The sequence below is a fragment of the Cupriavidus sp. HPC(L) genome (assembly GCF_000307735.3).
GTDB lineage: Bacteria > Pseudomonadota > Gammaproteobacteria > Burkholderiales > Burkholderiaceae > Cupriavidus.
This window is the reverse complement of record NZ_AMPR02000452.1, coordinates 1-18132: the sequence shown is the minus strand read 5'-3', so window position 1 is coordinate 18132 and position 18132 is coordinate 1. Positions and strand designations below refer to the sequence as shown.

The following is an 18132-nucleotide window of genomic DNA, read 5'->3' as shown; positions in this document are numbered from 1 at the left end:
TGCTGCTCGGCATCGCGGGGGCGGCGGTCCTGCCGCAAGCCGCGCAGGCCGAGCCGAAAGGCGCGGCGCGCACCGACAGCAAGGACAGCAAGGACACCAGGGCGGCCCGCGCCCAGCTCGGCCGCACCGCCACCGCAGCCGAACTGAAGGCCTGGGACATCGACGTCCGCCCCGACTTCCAGGGCCTGCCGCCCGGCCGCGGCACCGTCGCGCAGGGCCAGGCCGTCTGGGACGCGCGCTGCGCCTCCTGCCACGGCGACTTCGGCGAATCCAACGCGGTCTTCACGCCGATCGCCGGCGGTACCACCGCGGCCGATATCGCCAGCGGACGGGTCGCGGCCATGACCGGCTCACAGCCCTACCGCACCTCGCTGATGAAGCTGAGCACGGTCAGCACGCTGTGGGACTACATCCACCGCGCGATGCCCTGGGACAAGCCCAGGAGCCTGACCGTCGACGAGGTCTACGCGGTGACCGCCTACATCCTGAACCTGGGCGATATCGTGCCGGCCGACTTCACGCTGTCGGACGCCAATATCGGCGAGGTCCAGCGCAAGCTGCCGAACCGCAACGGCATGACTACCGAGCACGGCCTGTGGCCGGGCCGCGGCAAGCCGGACACGCGCAATACCGCGTGCATGTCCAACTGCGCCGGCAAGGTCGAAGTCAGCTCGCTGATCCCGGAATACGCGCGCGGCGCGCACGGCGACCTGGCGGAGCAGCAGCGCGGCTTCGGGCCGGTGCGGGGCGTCGCGACCGGTTCCCCGGAGGACCAGGCGAAGCCGCCAGCCGCGCAGCAGGCCAGGGCCGAGGTCACCACGGCGGCTGCTCAACCCCTCGGCGCCAGGCTGACCGGCCAGTACCAATGCCTGGCCTGCCACGCGCCGGACCGCAAGCTGGTCGGACCGTCGTTCCACGAGATCGCCCAGCGCTATCGCGGCAAGGATGCCCACGGTGCGCTCGCGCAGAAAATCCGCGGCGGCGGGCAAGGCGTGTGGGGACCGGTGCCGATGCCACCGCAACCGCAGGTTCCAGAATCGGATATTCAAGCCATGGTGAAGTGGATACTTGAGGCAAAATAGCGTATTGGGCCGCCTGGCGCCTCCATCGAAGGGGGCCGGGCCGGACCAATACGCCGCCGTGCCGGGCAGATCCACTGCCACACGGCCGTGCCGTCCCCACGGCTCATTCCAGTTTGGAGAGGAGAACAATGAAGCAGTTCGTGATCGCAGCCATGATGCTGGCCGGTGCGGCCTCCGCCCACGCCGCCGTCGACGCGGCCAAGGCCCAGGAGATCGCCACCAAGAACGCCTGCATGGGCTGCCACCAGGTGGACAAGAAGCTGGTCGGGCCGTCCTACAAGGAAGTCGCCGCCAAGTACAAGGGCGACAAGGGCGCCATGGCGAAGCTGACCGACAAGGTCAAGAAGGGCGGTTCGGGCGTCTGGGGCCCGGTGCCGATGCCGGCCAACCCGAATATCAGTGAAGCCGACGTGAAGACCGTGCTGGAGTGGGTCCTGGCGGGCGCACCGGCCAAGTAATTGCCTGGTGAGGGGCCGGCGTGCCGGCGGCGATCGCAGTCGCGCCGCGGTAGCCGGCCCGAAGAAGAACGGCAGCAATAGCAGCAGCTACAGCAGCACAAGCAGTAAACGGGCGGCGATGCACCGCCCGCGCCAGGCCGGCCGGCCTGGCGGCCAAACGAATACCGCGGGGCGGGTAGAAGCAGGAGTGCACGACACCATGAACATCACAAGACGAGAGATGCTGCGGGTCAGCGCCGTCGTGTCGCTGATGGCGGCCGCGGGCCTGATCGGCGAGGCGCAGGCGGCCGAATGGAACAAGGCGGCCTTCGAGGGCAAAAGCGTCAACGACGTGATCAAGGCGCTGGGCGGCGGTTCGCCCGAGAAGAGCGGCGCGATCGCATTCAACGCGCCCGATATCGCCGAAAACGGCGCGGTGGTGCCGGTGGCGGTCACCAGCAATCTGCCCGACACCGAGCAGATCGCGATCCTGGTCGAGAAGAATCCCAATACGCTGGCCGCGGACTTCGTGATCCCGGCCGGCACCGAGCCGTTCGTCTCCACGCGCGTGAAGATGGGCCAGACCTCCGTGGTGCATGCGGCCGTCAAGGCCGGCGGCAAGTGGTATGTCGCCTCCAAGGAGATCAAGGTGACGCTGGGCGGCTGCGGGGGCTGACAAGCCGAGCGCGGATTCCGCTTTCCCAGACTGCCCATCGCAACAGGAGAACGACATGGCAGACCCGATGCGCGTACGCGCCACCGAGAACGGCGGCGTGGTCGACGTCAAGATTCTGATGAAACACGATATGGAGACCGGCCAGCGTAAGGACGCATCCGGCAAGACCATCCCGGCCTGGCACATCCAGACCGTCAGCGCCCAGTGCAAGGGCAAGGAGGTCTTCCATGCGAACTTCGGCCCGGCGGTGTCCAAGGACCCGTTCCTGAACTTCAAGTTCAAGGGCGGCGCCAAGGGCGACAAGGTCACGGTGACCTGGGTCGACAATCGCGGCGACAAGCGAACCGACGAGGCGACCATTTCCTGATGCCCGGGCGGCCGGCACGTTGCGGGCCGCTCTGGTAAGGTGCCCGCTTCGGTAGCCGGGTCGGCGGCCGCGCACGAGGCGCGGCGGACACGGCAGAAGGAAGATCATGCGTCGAGCATTCTTTGCAAAGGCCGCCGCCGCGCTGGCGGCGGTCGGACTCGGAAGCCGGGCCGCGGCCCAGACCGCGGCCGCTCCCCGGAGCGGGGGCGGACGCCACCGCGTGGTGTACCAGCTGTCGGAAGGCAACGACCAGGCGGTGCGCGCGATCGGCAATCTGCGCAACCATCTGGCGGCCGCGCCCAATACCAAGATCGTCGTGGTCGCGCTGGGCTATGGCGTGGATTTCCTGGTCGAGGGCGCCCGCGATGCGCGCGGCAACACCTTCGATGCCGCGGTCGGCGCGCTGGCCGGCATGGGCGTCGAGTTCCGCGTCTGCCGCAACACGCTGACCGCGCGCCAGATTCCCGAGAACAAGCTGCTGCTCGAAACGAAGATCGTGCAGGCCGGCGTGGTCGAGATCGCTAGGCTGCAGCAGGACGAAGGCTACGCCTATATCAAGCCGTAGCGGGATGTGTGGCGCCACGTGCGGCACCATTCGCGCGTCGAACGATTGGCGCATAGAACAACAGCGGCCCGCCTGGTCGGCGAGACCGAGAGGAGAAACCCCATGAGACCGAATCGACGCCGCTTTGGCTGGCCCGCGCTGGCCGTCGCCGGCGCCGTCGCGCTGACCGGCGCGATGGCCGTGCAGGCGCAGGGCGAAAGCAATACCACCGACGAAATCGCCAAGTACCGGCAGATGCTGGCCGAGGGCAATCCCGCCGAGCTGTGGGAAGCCGCCGGCGAGGAGCTGTGGAAGAAGCCGGCCGGGCCGAAGAATGTATCGCTCGAGCGATGCGACCTCGGCAAGGGCCCCGGTGTGACCAAGGGCGCCTACGCCGAGCTGCCGCGCTACTTCGCCGACGCCGGCAAGGTGATGGACCTGGAGCAGCGGCTGGTGTGGTGCCGCACGACGCTGCAGGGGCTGACCGAGCAGCAGGCCAAGGCGACGCCGTTCTCGTCCTCGGGCAAGCGTTCCGACATCGAGCGGCTGGTGGCCTTCGTCACCGGCGAGTCGCGCGGCGTCAAGATGAACGTCAAGCTGGACCATCCCGAAGAAAAGCAGGTCTACGCGCTCGGCCAGAAGATGTTCTATTACCGCGGCGGCGCCTACGACTTCGCCTGCGCGACCTGCCATGCGGTCGACGGCCAGCGCATCCGCCTGCAGGACCTGCCCAACCTGCTGACCGACAAGGGCGCCCAGGCGGCCTACACCACCTGGCCGGCCTACCGCGTGTCCCAGGGCGAGGTCCGCACGATGCAGCACCGGCTCTACGACTGCCTGCGCCAGCAGCGCTTCCCCGAGCCCGCCTACGGCTCCGATGTGATCACCGCGCTCACGATGTTCCTGGCGCGCAATGCCAACGGCGGCACCTATGACGGCCCCGGCCTGAAGCGCTGAACCAGGGGGAGAGCACGAACATGATCCAAAAAAAACAATCGCGGCTGGGCATCACCGCTGCCGCCGTGGCGGTAGGCGGCGCGCTCGCGATGCTGGCGGTGCCGGCAATGGCGCAGGACGGCGCCGCCTCGAAGGGCAAGGCCGCGTCGAAGGCAGCGGCCAATATCCCGCCGGTTTCCGACGGCGACATGAAACGCCTGATCGCCAACTCGTTCAGCTCGAAAGGTCCGGCCACGCTGCAGGGCGTGCTCGAGCGCGACGAGATGCAGGAGCTGTGCAGCGATTACCCCGACCGGAGCAAGGTGCCGGCCCCGGTAGCCAAGAAAATTGAGGCCGCCGAACAGCAGAAGATTCGCTATCCGGCCGACAACCGCTGGCTCGGCGACTGGAAGGAAGGCGAGAAGGTGGCGCAGCTCGGCCGCGGCATGCAGTTCTCGGACCCGCCCGGCGGCGTCAATGGCGGCAACTGCTATGCCTGCCACCAGATGACCAAGGCCGAGATCTCGTTCGGCAATATCGGTCCGTCGCTGTATCAGTACGGCAAGCTGCGCGGCAACTCCGAGGCGGTGCTCAAGTACACCTGGGGCAAGATCTGGGACTCGAACGCCTTCGCCGCGTGCTCCAACATGCCGCGCTTCGGCCATAAGGGCATCCTGACCGAGCAGCAGATCCGCGACGTCATGGCGCTGCTGCTGGACCCGGCCTCGCCGGTCAACCAGTAAGGGGCGGGCGATGCGGGCCGCGGCGGTGGTGACGGTCGGCTGGAGGGAGAGGCTGCATGGCGCGATGCTAGCCGCCGCGGCGGCCCTGGCACTGACAGTCGCCACGCCCGCCGCCGCGCTGGAAGTCGGCGACACCGTGCGGCTGCCCGCGGTCCAGCTGCTCGACGGCCGCACCGTGCCGCCCGAGCACTGGACCGGCAAGCCGCTGGTGGTGCAAATCTGGGCCTCGTGGTGCCCGTTCTGCGCGCTGCAGAACCCGCGCCTGCAGAAGCTCTACGACAGTACGCGCGGCACGCCGCTGCAGGTGCTGACCATCAGCATCGACAAGGACCAGAAGGATGCCGTCGGCTATCTGCGCCAGCGCGGCTATACCTTTCCCGCGGCGATGGACACGCCGGCGCTGCGCGCCGCGATCGGTCCGCGCAAGGGCCTGCCCGAGCTCTACGTGATCGACGCGAAGGGCAAGGTCGTCCAGAAGGAAGTCGGCGAGATGCTGGAGGAGGAGGTCGCCGCGCTGGCGAAGTACGCCAAGCCTTGACGCGGCGGCAACGCGGCCCGTGCCCGGTGTCGCACCGGACGGCACGGCCGCCATCGAGAGGAAGACGACAATGAACCGACGCGAGTTCCTGCAGGTGCTGGCCATCGCCAGCGCCGCGGGCATGGCTTTCCCCACGCGCGACGCGCACGCGGCCCAGGCCGCGGCCAAGCTGTACGACGTGCCGCGCTTCGGCAACGTGCACCTGCTGCATTTCACCGACTGCCATGCGCAACTGCTGCCGGTCCATTTCCGCGAGCCCAGCGTCAACCTGGGCATCGGCGACTATGCCGGCAAGCCGCCGCACCTGGTCGGCCAGGCGCTGCTCAAGCACTACCGCATCGCGCCGGGCAGCGCCGAGGCGCATGCCTTCACCTATCTCGACTTCACCGAGGCCGCGCGCCGCTACGGCAAGGTCGGCGGCTTCGCCCATCTGGCCACGCTGGTCAAGCAACTGAAGGCGAGCCGCCCCGGCGCGCTGCTGCTCGATGGCGGTGACACCTGGCAGGGCTCGGCGACCGCGCTGTGGACGCGCGGCCAGGACATGGTCGACGCCGCGCTGGCGCTCGGCGTCGATGCGATGACCCCGCACTGGGAAATGACCCTGGGGGCGGAACGCGTGCGCGAGGTGGTCGATCGCGACTTCAAGGGCAAGGTCGCCTTCCTGGCGCAGAACGTCAAGACCAAGGACTTCGAGGACCCGGTCTTCGAGGCCTACACGCTGCGCGAGATGAACGGCGTGCCGGTCGCCATCATCGGCCAGGCCTTCCCCTATACGCCGATCGCCAACCCGGGCTACCTGGTGCCGGACTGGACCTTCGGCATCCAGGAAGAGAACCTGCAGCGCATCATCGACGAGGCCCGCGCCAAGGGCGCGCAGGCCGTGGTGCTGCTGTCGCACAACGGCATGGACGTCGACCTGAAGCTCGCCTCGCGCGTGCGCGGACTCGACGCGATCCTCGGCGGCCACACCCATGACGGCGTACCGGCGCCGGTGCGCGTGCGCAACGCCGGCGGCACCACGCTGGTCACCAACGCCGGCTCGAACGGCAAGTTCCTCGGCGTGCTCGACTTCGACGTGCGCGGCGGCAAGGTGGCCGATTTCCGCTACCGGCTGCTGCCGGTGTTCGCCGACTACCTGCCGGCAGATCCGGCGATGGAGGCGCTGATCCGCAAGGTCCGCGCCCCCTACGAGCAGAAGCTGGGCGAGGTGCTGGCCGTCAACAAGGAGCTGCTGTACCGCCGCGGCAACTTCAACGGCACCTTCGACCAACTGATCCTGGACGGGCTGATGGACGTGCAGGGCGCGGAGATCGCGTTCTCGCCCGGCTTCCGCTGGGGCACCACGCTGCTGCCGGGGGAGGGCATCACGATGGAAAGGCTGATGGACCAGACAGCGATCACCTATCCGTACACCACGGTGACGCAGATGAGCGGCGAGACGATCAAGACGGTGCTCGAGGACGTCGCCGACAACCTGTTCAATCCCGACCCCTACTACCAGCAGGGCGGCGACATGGTCCGCGTCGGCGGCCTGCAGTACACCATCGACCCGGCTGCCCCGATGGGCAAGCGCATCACCGAGATGCGCCTGAAGGGCAAGCCGATCGAGGCCGGCAAGACCTACAAGGTCGCCGGCTGGGCCCCGGTCGCCGAGGAAGCCCGCCACAACGGCGGCCCGCCGATCTGGGACCTGATGGCCGGCTGGCTGCGCCAGCGCAAGGAAGTGGCCGCCGCGCCGCTGAACCTGCCGTCGGTCAAGGGGATGGGCGGCAATCCGGGCATGGCGGCGTGAGTTTTCGCCGCGCGGCCCTGGCGTCGCCCCGGCTTGAAATCGCCGGGAAGCTCACGCTATAATCGCCCGCTACGGGCCGATAGCTCAGCTGGGAGAGCGCTGCGTTCGCAATGCAGAGGTCGGGAGTTCGATCCTCCTTCGGTCCACCAAAATTCAAAGGCCAGAGCGTGCGCTCTGGCCTTTTTGCATTTGGGATGGCGGTCACCGGGTACGCGAAAACCTAAACTGCGCTGCGGCGTTGAAGTCGACGCTGTGGGATAGGCATGGTCATATTCGGGCGATGGAACGAGACCATCTCCAGCAGCCCGCGTCGGTGCTCCTGCCATACCCAGAACAAAACCCGCCAAGGCTATGCGCACATGCGTACCCTCGAACCAGCGGGTTACTTTTTTATGCGTGGATGCCTGGCACGGCCGAGAGTGGGTGTACTGGTCTTGCCGCCCACGGCAAGCCTCGTTTCGTTTGTTTCGATTGTTCGTTTATTTCGCTTATACTGGCTCGTACTGAACCGGAGAACGAAATGGCCACGAACACCACCCCCGCAACTCCTCTGCCTTCTCCCGAAGAAGCCGTACTGGCGCGTGAATCGGGGCGTACCCTCTCCGCCGTCCTGGCCACGCGGGCCGAAACGCAGCGGATCCAGATCATCGATGACAAGGGATCGTCGCATGCCGTACGGCTCCCGGTGTCCGCTCTTCGATTGCTGATCGATGTGCTGACGGAGATCGGCGAGGGCAATGCGGTCAGCATCATCCCGATCCACGCCGAATTAACCACGCAGGAGGCCGCCGATGTGCTGAACGTTTCCCGGCCGTTCCTCGTTCAGTTGCTCGAGCGCGGGGAGATTCCGTTTCATAGGGTGGGCACGCATCGGCGGGTCCGCTACCAGGATGTGCTCGACTACAAGGAACGCATCGACGCGCAGCGCCGGCGTTCTTTGGAGGACCTGGCCGAGCAGGCTCAGAAACTGAACATGGGGTATGAATGAGTTCGCACTTCACTGTCGTGTACGACGCCTGCGTCCTCTATTCGGCACCGCTGCGCGACTTCCTGATGTGGTTGGCGATGACCGACCTGTTCCGGGCGCGCTGGACCAACCTGATACACGACGAGTGGATGCGCGCTGTCCTGCGCGACCGTCCCGACCTGAGCGGGGAAGTTCTGGAGCGAACACGCGAGCTGATGAACGCCAATGTACGAGACTGCCTCGTGTCCAACTTCCAGCATCTGATTCCCTCCATCAGCGTGCCGGATGCCAATGACAGGCATGTCGTCGCGGCGGCCATCCAGGCTGGCGCGAGCTTGATCGTCACGTTCAACCTGAAAGATTTCCCTGCCGCGAGCCTGCAGCCTTACCAGCTTTGCGCGCAGCATCCGGACGACTTCATCTTCGACCTGCTCGACCTCCATCCCTCTCTGGTCTGCCAGGCTGCGGCGAATCATCGGCGCTCTTTGAGAAATCCGCCAAAGAGCGCCGATGAGTACCTCGATGTCCTGCTCAGGCAAGGCCTGACACAAACGGTGGGTGTACTGCGGCAGTGGAAGATGGCACTTTGAGGCCACCCAGACTCTTCCAGGGAAACGGGTTCATCGCATCTGCCGCGCCGACGCTGTTGGCACGCTTGCCCCCAGACGTAGACGCGGGTACGGCAGATCCGGTCCGACAGGTGGCCGAAGAACGGGATGAAGAAACACATGACGATGGCGGCGGCCATCACGCCGGCCATCACGCCGGTCAGCGCTTCGGTGCGGCTGAGTCTGTTTCCAGTGGCTGATTTCCACGTCCGCTTATCTCCGATGCCGTCCATGGCACGTCGACTATACTTTTCCCATTGGAGGACAAGCGATGAAAGCCACTGTCAGGACCACGGTCAAGCTGATCCGCAACGATCCCGAGAGCGACAAGGCGCTGCGCGAATTCATTGCCACCGGGAAGCTGAACTCCACCAGGACGTTCAAGATCCGGGACGCCGCCAAGGGCGTTGAGCGCGAGGTCAAGCTGAAGCTGATTCCCGCCCAGGGCTGACCTTGAACATTGCGCTGCCCGCGATCCTGCTGTTTTTCCTGGTCGCGCCGGGCTTTCTTTACCACCACTACAGCCAGGCCAGAGAGGCGCGCGAAGCCGACATGACGCCCTTCGGGGCGACGGCCATCAAGTCCATCGTGCTGGCGCTGATCGTGGATGCCGCGGTCGGGCTCGCCGCCACCGAATATTTCGGCTACCAGCTTTATCTCGGCGACGCCTTGCGCATGCTGTCAGGCGGTACTGCGGCGGCCAGCGTCCCGCCGCACCGCTATGAATGGCTGAACGAGCACCCGTGGCCGGTGTTCGGTTTCTTCGCCGGAACGTTCGGGCTGGCCTTCGCGCTAGCCATGCTGCGCCGGTGGCTGGTCGGCCGATTTCACCTGGACCATCCGAACAGCTGGGCGAGCGGTTTTTTCCGGCAGCAGGCGCCCTGGTACTACCTCTTCAGCGGCATCGATTCGGGCATCAGCGACGGCGCGATGGTGGTCGTCAGCGCTGTCGTACCAATGAAGGACCAGTCGTATCTCTACACCGGCCTGCTGGAGGATTTCGAGTTCAAGAGCGATGGGGAGCTGGAGCGGATCATCCTGTCGGCCGCGTCCCGGCGCAAATTGACCGACGACCGTGGGCGCGGCCTGGAGGAGCACGGGCGCTTCTATCCGATCGAGGGCAATCGGCTGGTGATCCGGTCCACCGAGTGGACGACCTTGAACGTCAAGTTCCTGGTCGAAGAAAAGGCCGAAGCCTCGGCTCCGGCCCTGGCCGACGATTAACGTTTAACGCATCGGCCTGGCAGGCGCCGCGGCCACCCCTGACGCCTCGCGTACCTCACCGGTCCCCGACAACCGCCCGATCAACGCGGCCGACACCGCCGACACCAACCCGGCAAACATCACGTAGGCACAGATCTGCCAAGGCTTGCCCTCGCCCGACTTCAGCAGCGCGGTGGCGATGATCGGCGTGATGCCCGACGCGAAGATGCCGGAGAACTGGTAGACGAAGGAGATGCCGGTATAGCGGACCTTGGCGTCGAACAGCTCGCAGAACAGCGCCGCCTCGGGGCCGTAGACCGCGGCGTAGAAGACGCCGAACGGCACGATGATGGCCAGCCACAGCAGCATCACGTTGCCGCCGCCGTTGAGCATCAGCCAGAACGCCGGGAAGGCCGAGCACGCGGTGATCAGCGATCCCCAGAAGTAGACGCGGGTGCGGCCGATGCGGTCCGACAGGTGGCCGAAGAACGGGATGAAGAAACACATGACGATGGCGGCGGCCATCACGCCGGTCAGCGCCTCGGTGCGGCTGATCTTGACGGTCTGCGTCAGATAGCTGATCGAGAACACGCCGAAGACGTTGAAGAACACGCCGTCGATATAGCGCGCGCCCATGCCCTTCAGGATATTGCCGGGGTAGCGCCGCATCATGTCGACGAACGGAATGCGCGTCTCGGCATTGCGCTGCTTGACCGCGGTGAACTCGGGCGTCTCCTTGATCGACAGCCGGATATACATGCCGACGAACACCATGCCGGCGAGATCAGGAAGGCCACGCGCCAGCCCCAGCTGAGGAACTGCGCGTCGGTCAGCGTCAGCGACAGCAGTGCCACCACGCCCGAGGCCAGGCACAGGCCGATCGACAGCCCGATCTGCGGCAGCGAGGCATAGAAGCCCTTGCGGCCCGGCGGCGCGTATTCGTAGGCCATCAGCACCGCGCCGCCCCATTCGCCGCCGAGCCCGATGCCCTGCAGCACGCGCAGCAACAGCAGCAGGATCGGCGCCCACAGCCCGATGCTGTCGTAGGTGGGCACCAGGCCGATCAGGAAGGTCGAGATGCCCATGATCATCAGCGTGATCACCAGCATGCTCTTGCGGCCGACGCGATCGCCGAAGTGGCCGAAGATGACGCCGCCGAGCGGCCGCGTGACGAAGCCCACCGCGAAGGTGGTGTAGGCCAGCATGGTGGCGACCACCGGATCGCCGGCCGGGAAATACAGCTTGTTGAACACGATGCCGGCGACGACGCCGTACAGGAAGAAGTCGTACCACTCGATGGTGGCGCCGATCACCGCGGCCATCGCGACCTTGCGTACCGCCTGCTCGTTGGGGCTTGCCATGCTTGTCTCCTTTGGATGGACGGCGCCCTTGGTCGAATGAGTATGCGGGCGCTCGCGCTGCTGGGGCTCGGCCTTCGGTTGCGCAGCGAACCGAGCCCGGGTTCGCTGCGATATACGTTGGCGGCGCGATGGCGGGCCGGGGTCAGACCGGCTCGGTGATGCGGCGCTCGGGTTGGCGCTCGGTCCCGGCCTCAGCCTGGCGCCCGGTATCGCCTTCGGCTTGATGCTCCGGCTCGCGTTCGACCCGGGCGGAACCGGCCGCCGCCGCGCCGACGATCTCGCTGACGGTCTCCGCGCGCGCGTCCTCGCGAATGAAGTCCGCCGCGCGCTCGGCCATCATCACGACCGGCACATTGGTATTGCCCGACACCAGCGTCGGCATCACCGAGCAATCGACCACGCGCAGGCCCGCCACGCCATGCACGCGCAGCCGCTCATCGACCACGGCGAGCGGATCGCTGGCCGGGCCCATCTTGGCGGTGCCGGACGGATGGAAGATGGTGGCGCCGTACTCGCGGCAGAAATGCAGGATCTCGTCGTCCGACTGCACCGCGTCGCCGGGCCGGAATTCGGCCTGCATCAGCGTGCGCATCGGCTCGGTCCGCGCCACGCGGCGCGCGAAGCGGACCGAGGCGATGGCGCTGCGCCGGTCCAGCTCGGCCGACAGATAGTTGGGCTGCATCGACGGCGGCGTAAACGGATCGGTCGAGCGGATCCGCACCGTGCCGCGCGATTCGGGCCGCAGCTGGCAGACCGAATAGGTGCAGCCCGAGAACGGATGGACCTGGCCCCCCGCCATGTCGGCCGACAGCGTGGCGAAGTGGAACTGCGTGTCTGGCGTCGCGCTTTCCTGGGGCAGCACGCGGCAGAACATCGCCCCCTGGTTGATGCCGATCGCCAGCGGCCCTTGCCGCCACAACAGCCATTCGAGCCCCATGCGGGCCTTGCCGAACAGCGAGCGCAACTGGTCGTTGGTGGTGATCGGCCGCGCCACCTGGTAGATGAGCCGGATCTGCAGATGGTCCTGCAGGTTTTCGCCGACGCCCGGCAGCGCGTGCACCACCGGCACGCCGAATTCGCGCAGCAGGGCCGATGGGCCGATACCGGACAGTTGCAGCAGCTGCGGCGACTGCAGTGCGCCCGCGCACAGCAACACTTCGCGGCGCGCGCGCAGCACCTGCTGGCGGCCATTCTGCATATAGCGCACGCCGACCGCGCGCCGGCCTTCGAACAGGATCGCGGTGGTATGCGCGCCGGTCTCGATGCGCAGGTTCGGGCGCGACTGCGCCGGCCGCAGATAGGCCACCGCCGTCGAGCAGCGCCAGCCCTTGCGCGTGGTCAGCTGGTAGTAGCCGACGCCTTCCTGGTCGCCGGTATTGAAATCGGCCTTGCGCGGCAGGCCGAGCGATTCGCCCGCTTCGATGAAGGCATCGACCAGCGGATGGCGACGGTCGATCGAGGTCGCGTTCAGCGGGCCGTCGGTACCGCGTGTCGGGCCGGGGCCGAGGTCGTTGTTCTCGAGCTTGCGGAAGTAGGGCAGGCAGTCGTCCCAGCTCCAGCCGCGATTGCCGAGCGCGGCCCAGTGGTCGTAGTCCTCGCGTTGCCCGCGCACGTAGATCAGGCCGTTGATCGCGCTGCTGCCGCCCAGCGTGCGGCCGCGCGGCCAATAAATGCGCCGGTTCAGCATGTTGGGGTCGGGGTCGGTATGGAAGCCCCAGTTGACCTCCTTGTGGAACATCGTCTTGCCGTAGCCGATGGGGATGTGGATCCACGGATAGCGGTCCGGCGGTCCGGCCTCGAGCAGGCACACCGCGTGGCGGCCATCCTCGCTGAGCCGGTTGGCCAGCACGCAGCCGGCCGAGCCGGCGCCCACCACGATGTAGTCAACGGTTTGCGACATCGTCGCTGTCTCCTGGTCGGGTGTTGCGGGCAGGGTTTGTCCGGGGCGGATTGGCCGCGGGCCCAGCCAGCAACGTTCTTATAATGGAACGACTTGTCCCGATTTTATTTGTCGAGCTGGAAATGAAAAGGCAATACGCGTGGAGGCGCGGAAAGTGAAACAGAACGTGCAAATTCCGTTTCAGAATCGCAGCGCAGCAGACAATGCGGCGGACTCGAGGGCGGCCGACGAGGATGCGCGCAGCCTGCGCGTGCTGATGGTGCTCGATGCGCTCGCGCGAGCCCAGCATCCGCAGACCCTGGCGCAGCTGTCGCAGCGCCTGCACGTGCCGAAGACCACGCTGATGCGGCTGCTGGCGGCGATGGAGGGTGCCGGCTTCGTGCTGCAGATGCCGGCCGAGCGCGGCTTCGTGCCGGGGCCCCGGGCCGCGGGACTGGCGCTGCAGACCTTGCGCAGCCCGCCGGTGCTGCGCGAATGCCGCGCGATCCTGGGACGGCTGGTGGCCGCGCTAGGGGAGACTTGCAACCTGACCGCACTGGACGGCGATCGCGTGCTCTATGTCGAACGTGTCGAGACCCACGAGCCGCTGCGGCTGCAGCTGTCGCCGGGCATTCACGTGCCGTTGCACTGCACGGCCAGCGGCAAGCTGTTCCTGTCGGCGATGAGCCGGCTCGAACGGCAGCAGACGCTGCAGCGGCTGGTGCTGACGCGAAATACGCCGCGCACGCTGGCCGATCTGTCGCTGCTGGAGGCCGAACTGGATCGGCTCGGCGCGCGCGGCATCGGCGTCGACAACGAGGAATTCGTGCGCGGCATGACCGCAGTGGCGGTACCGGTGCGCGAACTGGCAGCGGAGGCGAACGGCACGGCGGCCACGGCCGCCCGTCCGGTGCTGGCCGCGATCGCCTGCCACGCGCCGACCGCGCGCGTGCCGCTGGAAGGGCTGCTGCGCGCGGTGCCGGTGCTGCAGGAGGCCGCGCAGCAGATGGCGCGCGTGCTGCGCGCCGAATGACGAAAGCCGAATGACGAAAGCCGAATGACCGGCGCCGAGGGAAAACGAACGGCTACGCGGAACCCTGCCGCGGCACCCACACCGTGAAGGTCGTCCCTGCCCCCTCGCGCGACACCACCTCGATATCGCCGCCATGCAACATCGCCAGCTCGCGCGCGATATGCAGGCCCAACCCAAGTCCCTCCGATTCCGTCGCGGAGCGCCCCGAGCGGAACGCGTCGAACAGATGCGGCAGCAGATCAGGCGGGATGGTGCCGCCGTTGCTGACCGCCACGGTCACGCGCGCGTCCCCGCCTTCGATCCGCACGCGCACCGGCACCGCGGTGTCGCCATGCTGCAGCGCGTTGCCGATCAGATTGGCCAGCACCTGCGACAGCAGACCCGGGTCCACCGTCGCGACCGTGTCGCCGATGCGTTCCAGCAGCAGCCGGCCCTTGCCGTGCCGGCTCTCGTGTTCGTCGACGATCGCCGCGCACAGCGCATGCAGGTCCTCGCGCTGCAGCGCCGGTTGCATGCGGCCGCCGTGCAGCCGCGCGACATCGAGCAGCTGATCGACCATCCGCACCATGCGCGTGCCGCTGCGGCGGATGCGCTCGACCGCCGGCGCGGTCCTGTCGTCGTGGCAGAAGCGCTCCAGGAAGGAGGTCGAGGCCAGGATCGCCGACAGCGGCGTGCGCAGGTCGTGCGCCAGCACCGCCATCAGCATCTCGTTGGCCTTCAGCAGCCGCTGCGTGGTGGCCAGCTGCTCGGCGAGCTGCTGCTTCTGCCGCGCCAGCTGCACGAAGACGTCGACTTTGGCGGCCAGGATGTTGGCGTCGAGCGGCTTGTAGAGGAAGTCGACGGCGCCGGTCGCATAGCCCTTGAAGGTGCGCTGGCTGTCGTAGCCGGCCGCGGTCAGGAACAGGATCGGGATATGGTTGGTCCGGGTGCTGCCGCGCATCAGCTCGGCCAGCTCGAAGCCGTCCATGCCCGGCATGTGCACGTCGAGAATGGCCAGGCCAAACTCGTGCTCCAGCAGCAGGTCCAGCGCCTGCGGGCCCGAGTTGGCGTGCACCAGTTCGACATCGGGCCGCGCCAGCACGGCGTCCAGCGCGGTCAGATTGCTGGCGATGTCGTCGACGGTCAGGATCTTGATGGGATCGGACATGGCAAGGTTCAGTGGACGGCAAGCCGAAGCCGGCTGCCGATCGCTTCCAGGGTCAGCACCTCGTCGACCGCGCCGCGCGCGATCGCCTCCGCCGGCATCGTCTCGGCCGACGCGGTATCCGGGGCCTGCACCCAGGTTCGTCCGCCGCAGTGGCGGATGGTCTCGAGCCCGCGTGCGCCGTCATCGTTGGCGCCGCTGAGCAGGATGCCGAGCAGCGCCTCGCGCCAGGCGTGCGCCGCGGAATCGAACAGCACGTCGATCGACGGACGCGAGAAGCGCTCGGGCGGATCGACCGACAGCGCGAGCCGTACACCCCGTGCCGGCCCGCCGCCGTGCCCGCCGTCGCGTTCGACCAACAGGTGGTAGTCGGGCGGGGCCAGGTACAGATGGCCGTGCCGCACCGGCATCTTGTCCTCGGCCTCGCATACCGGCAGCGCGCAGCGCAGCGAGAACAGCTGCGGCAGCAGGCTCGGCGTATCGGGCCGCAGATGCAGCACCACGATCAGCGCCGGACGAAAGGCCGCGGGCAGCATCGGCAGCAGCACGTTCAGCGCCTCGATGCCGCCGGCCGATCCGCCGATGACGACGGCCTCGGGCGATGGATTCAGGTCCGCGCGCGGCGCGTACGGTGCGTCGTTCATGCGGCGCTCATCGTTTGCGGTACAGCCGGTCCGAAGGCACCACGGCCTCGAAGGCCTCGGCGTGCGCGCTGAACTGCAACGTCTCCTTGCTGCCCAGGCCCAGAAAGCCGTGGCGCACCAGCGCGTCGCGGAACAGCCCGAGCGCGCGGTCCTGCAGCGTGCGGTCGAAGTAGATCAGCACGTTGCGGCACGAGATCAGCTGCGCTTCCTGGAACACGCTGTCGGTCGCCAGGCTGTGGTCGGCGAACACCGCGCGCGAAACCAGGCCGGCGTCGAACTTCGCCTTGCCATAGGCGGCGTGATAGTAGTCCCCCAGCGAATGCCGGCCGCCCGCGGCCAGGTAGTTGCGGCCGAAGCCCCGCAGCCGCCCGGCGTCGTAGACCCCGGCGCGCGCCTCGGCCAGCGCCGCCGGATTGATGTCGGTTGCATAGAACGTGGTGCGCTCGTGCAGGCCCTCTTCGGCGAACAGGATCGCCAGCGACCACAGTTCCTCGCCGCTGCTGCAGCCGGCCACCCATACCGTGATCGACGGGTAGGTCTTGAGCACCGGCGCCACCTGCTCGCGGATCGCGCGGAAGTACGACGGGTCGCGGAACATCTCGCTGACCTGCACCGTCAGGTACTGGAACAGCCGGCCGAACAGCGCCGGATCGCGCAGCATGCGGTCCTGCAGCTGCGACAGCGTGTCGAGCTTCAGGTCGCGCAGCGCCTGCGACAGCCGGCGGCGCAGCGAGGCGCGCGAATAGCCGCGGAAATCGTGCTGGTACTTGCGGAAGATCCCCTCGAGCAGCAGTTCGAGCTCGATGTCGAAGTCGTCGGCGGGCACGGCCGCGAAGGCATCGTCGGCCGGCGCCGATCCGGACAAAGGCGCGGACGAACGCGTGGACGACGGCGCGGACGACGGCGCGGGGGGAGGGGTCAGCGTGCGTGCAGCCATACCCGGCACAGCGAAAGCAGCTTGTCGATATCGATCGGCTTGGCGATGTAGTCGTTGGCGCCGGCCAGCAGGCACGCCTCGCGGTCGGACGACATCGCCTTGGCGGTCAGCGCGATGATCGGCAGCCGCGCATGGCGGCCATCCTGGCGGATGTGCCGCATCGCGGTCAGCCCGTCCATCTCCGGCATCATGATGTCCATCAGCACCAGGTCGATATCGTCGCGGCCATCGAGGATTTCAAGGGCCTGGCGGCCGTTGCGCGCGATCTCGACCTGCGCGCCGAGCGGTTCGATGACCTTGGACAGCGCGAAGATATTGCGCGCGTCGTCCTCCACCAGCAGCAGCCTGCGGCCCTCGAAGGCATCGTCGCGGCTGCGCACCGCGCGCAGCATGCGCTGGTGTTCGGGCGGCAGCGCCGATTCCACGCTGTGCAGGAACAGCGTGACCTCGTCGAGCAGCCGCTCGGGCGAACGCGCGCCCTTGATGATGATCGACTTGGAATGGCGGCGCAGCTGCTGCTCGTCCTCGGCCGACAGCTGCCGGCCGGTGTAGACGATCACCGGTGGCATCGAATACGAGGAATCGGCCGCCATCTGCTCGAGCAGGTCGTGGCCCGAGCCGTCCGGCAGCGCCAGGTCCATCACCACGCAATCGAAGCGGCGTTCCGACAGCCGCGCCAGCGCCGCCGACACGGTGTCGGCGGTGACGATGTCGATATCGGCCGATTGCAGCAGCGCGCGGATGCTGTCGCGCAGCGTCGCGTCGTCCTCGACCACCAGCACCGTGCGCATGCCGCCGCGCGCCATGCGCGCCTCCAGCTCGCGGATCACGCTCGCGAGATCGTCGCGGCCGCTCGGCTTGAGCGTGTAGCCGATCGCGCCGCGATGCAGCGCGGCTTCGGCATGGTCGCTGATCGACACCAGATGGGTCGGGATATGGCGCGTCGCCGGGTCGCGCTTGAGCCAGTCGAGCAGCGTCAGTCCCGAATGGTCGGGCAGCGCGACATCGAGCAGGATGCCGCAGGGCTGGTATTCGCGGGCCAGCTCCAGACCCTGCTGGGCGGTGGTCGCGTGCAGGCAGTCGAAGTCCAGTTCGTGGGCCAGGTCGTAGAGGATCTGCGCGAACGCGACGTCGTCCTCGATCGCCAGGATCAGGCGGTTGCCGCGCGAGCGCCGGTCACGGTCGTCGTCGATCGGCGCCGGGCCCAGCATCGTATGCAGCGGCGGCGCGCTGATCGTGAT

At 67.5% G+C, this 18132-nt stretch carries 21 protein-coding genes and 1 tRNA gene; 15 read left to right on the top strand and 7 right to left on the bottom strand.

Annotated features, from left to right (window positions below; translation table 11 throughout):
* Window positions 1–2 precede the first annotated feature (2 nt).
* The 14 genes from B551_RS22870 to B551_RS22805 all read left to right on the top strand — a co-directional run bounded on the left by B551_RS22870 (window position 3) and on the right by B551_RS22805 (window position 9914).
* Entirely contained in the window at window positions 3–1082 is a 1080-nt protein-coding gene (locus tag B551_RS22870) for a c-type cytochrome (RefSeq protein WP_083492716.1), read from the top strand.
* Window positions 1083–1210: 128 nt separating this feature from the next.
* Window positions 1211–1540: a c-type cytochrome gene (locus B551_RS22865; protein ID WP_006577473.1), complete on the top strand. Its 330-nt coding sequence runs from the start codon at window positions 1211–1213 to the stop codon at window positions 1538–1540.
* A gap of 199 nt (window positions 1541–1739) precedes the next feature.
* Window positions 1740–2195, top strand: a complete 456-nt coding sequence (gene soxY / locus B551_RS22860; RefSeq protein ID WP_006577472.1) for a thiosulfate oxidation carrier protein SoxY — start codon at window positions 1740–1742, stop codon at window positions 2193–2195.
* Window positions 2196–2250: 55 nt separating this feature from the next.
* A complete protein-coding gene (gene soxZ / locus B551_RS22855) occupies window positions 2251–2562 on the top strand; it encodes a thiosulfate oxidation carrier complex protein SoxZ (protein ID WP_006577471.1) in 312 nt (103 codons plus the stop codon).
* 106 nt (window positions 2563–2668) lie between these two features.
* Window positions 2669–3127 (top strand): DsrE family protein, encoded by a 459-nt coding sequence (locus tag B551_RS22850; protein ID WP_023265084.1) that lies wholly within the window; start codon window positions 2669–2671, stop codon window positions 3125–3127.
* Between the two features lie 102 nt (window positions 3128–3229).
* Complete coding sequence (soxA, locus tag B551_RS22845) at window positions 3230–4063, top strand: sulfur oxidation c-type cytochrome SoxA (RefSeq protein WP_006577469.1); 834 nt, start codon at window positions 3230–3232, stop codon at window positions 4061–4063.
* A 20-nt stretch (window positions 4064–4083) separates the two neighbouring features.
* The gene (gene soxX / locus B551_RS22840; protein WP_006577468.1) at window positions 4084–4785 is read left to right on the top strand and encodes a sulfur oxidation c-type cytochrome SoxX; all 702 of its coding nucleotides are present in this window, start codon (window positions 4084–4086) and stop codon (window positions 4783–4785) included.
* Between the two features lie 10 nt (window positions 4786–4795).
* On the top strand, window positions 4796–5323 hold the full coding sequence (locus tag B551_RS22835; RefSeq protein ID WP_023265083.1) for a TlpA disulfide reductase family protein: 528 nt from the start codon (window positions 4796–4798) through the stop codon (window positions 5321–5323).
* A gap of 70 nt (window positions 5324–5393) precedes the next feature.
* Window positions 5394–7115, top strand: a complete 1722-nt coding sequence (soxB, locus tag B551_RS22830; RefSeq protein ID WP_006577467.1) for a thiosulfohydrolase SoxB — start codon at window positions 5394–5396, stop codon at window positions 7113–7115.
* A gap of 73 nt (window positions 7116–7188) precedes the next feature.
* Window positions 7189–7264: transfer RNA gene (locus B551_RS22825), tRNA-Ala, on the top strand.
* 371 nt (window positions 7265–7635) lie between these two features.
* The gene (locus B551_RS26780) at window positions 7636–8103 is read left to right on the top strand and encodes a helix-turn-helix domain-containing protein (RefSeq protein ID WP_006577466.1); all 468 of its coding nucleotides are present in this window, start codon (window positions 7636–7638) and stop codon (window positions 8101–8103) included.
* Entirely contained in the window at window positions 8100–8672 is a 573-nt protein-coding gene (locus tag B551_RS22815; protein WP_006577465.1) for a PIN domain-containing protein, read from the top strand. Before B551_RS26780 ends, B551_RS22815 begins: the two co-directional genes overlap by 4 nt.
* 289 nt (window positions 8673–8961) lie before the next feature.
* Window positions 8962–9141 (top strand): hypothetical protein, encoded by a 180-nt coding sequence (locus B551_RS22810; protein ID WP_023265082.1) that lies wholly within the window; start codon window positions 8962–8964, stop codon window positions 9139–9141.
* A gap of 2 nt (window positions 9142–9143) precedes the next feature.
* Window positions 9144–9914, top strand: a complete 771-nt coding sequence (locus B551_RS22805; protein ID WP_006577464.1) for a DUF6338 family protein — start codon at window positions 9144–9146, stop codon at window positions 9912–9914.
* 3 nt (window positions 9915–9917) lie between these two features.
* Here the strand turns inward: B551_RS22805 and B551_RS27200 are convergent, their stop codons facing one another.
* From B551_RS27200 to B551_RS22795, 3 genes are all read right to left on the bottom strand, one after another.
* Entirely contained in the window at window positions 9918–10667 is a 750-nt protein-coding gene (locus tag B551_RS27200) for an MFS transporter (protein WP_253281405.1), read from the bottom strand.
* Window positions 10562–11254: an MFS transporter gene (locus B551_RS27195; protein ID WP_253281404.1), complete on the bottom strand. Its 693-nt coding sequence runs from the start codon at window positions 11252–11254 to the stop codon at window positions 10562–10564. The genes B551_RS27200 and B551_RS27195 overlap by 106 nt, the downstream gene beginning before the upstream one ends.
* Before the next feature lie 142 nt (window positions 11255–11396).
* A complete protein-coding gene (locus B551_RS22795) occupies window positions 11397–13154 on the bottom strand; it encodes a GMC family oxidoreductase (protein ID WP_006579234.1) in 1758 nt (585 codons plus the stop codon).
* 154 nt (window positions 13155–13308) lie between these two features.
* Here B551_RS22795 and B551_RS22790 point away from each other — a divergent pair, with 154 nt between their 5' ends.
* Window positions 13309–14166, top strand: a complete 858-nt coding sequence (locus B551_RS22790; protein WP_006579233.1) for an IclR family transcriptional regulator — start codon at window positions 13309–13311, stop codon at window positions 14164–14166.
* A gap of 52 nt (window positions 14167–14218) precedes the next feature.
* Here B551_RS22790 and B551_RS22785 read toward each other — a convergent pair whose 3' ends face one another.
* The 4 genes from B551_RS22785 to B551_RS22770 all read right to left on the bottom strand — a co-directional run.
* A complete protein-coding gene (locus tag B551_RS22785; protein ID WP_006579232.1) occupies window positions 14219–15313 on the bottom strand; it encodes a hybrid sensor histidine kinase/response regulator in 1095 nt (364 codons plus the stop codon).
* An 8-nt stretch (window positions 15314–15321) separates the two neighbouring features.
* Window positions 15322–15954, bottom strand: a complete 633-nt coding sequence (locus B551_RS22780) for a chemotaxis protein CheB (RefSeq protein ID WP_006579231.1) — start codon at window positions 15952–15954, stop codon at window positions 15322–15324.
* Between the two features lie 7 nt (window positions 15955–15961).
* Window positions 15962–16891 (bottom strand): protein-glutamate O-methyltransferase CheR, encoded by a 930-nt coding sequence (locus tag B551_RS22775; RefSeq protein WP_082928388.1) that lies wholly within the window; start codon window positions 16889–16891, stop codon window positions 15962–15964.
* On the bottom strand, window positions 16873–18132 hold a 1260-nt coding region (locus B551_RS22770; RefSeq protein WP_023265081.1), incomplete at its 5' end, for a response regulator. The genes B551_RS22770 and B551_RS22775, both read right to left, overlap by 19 nt.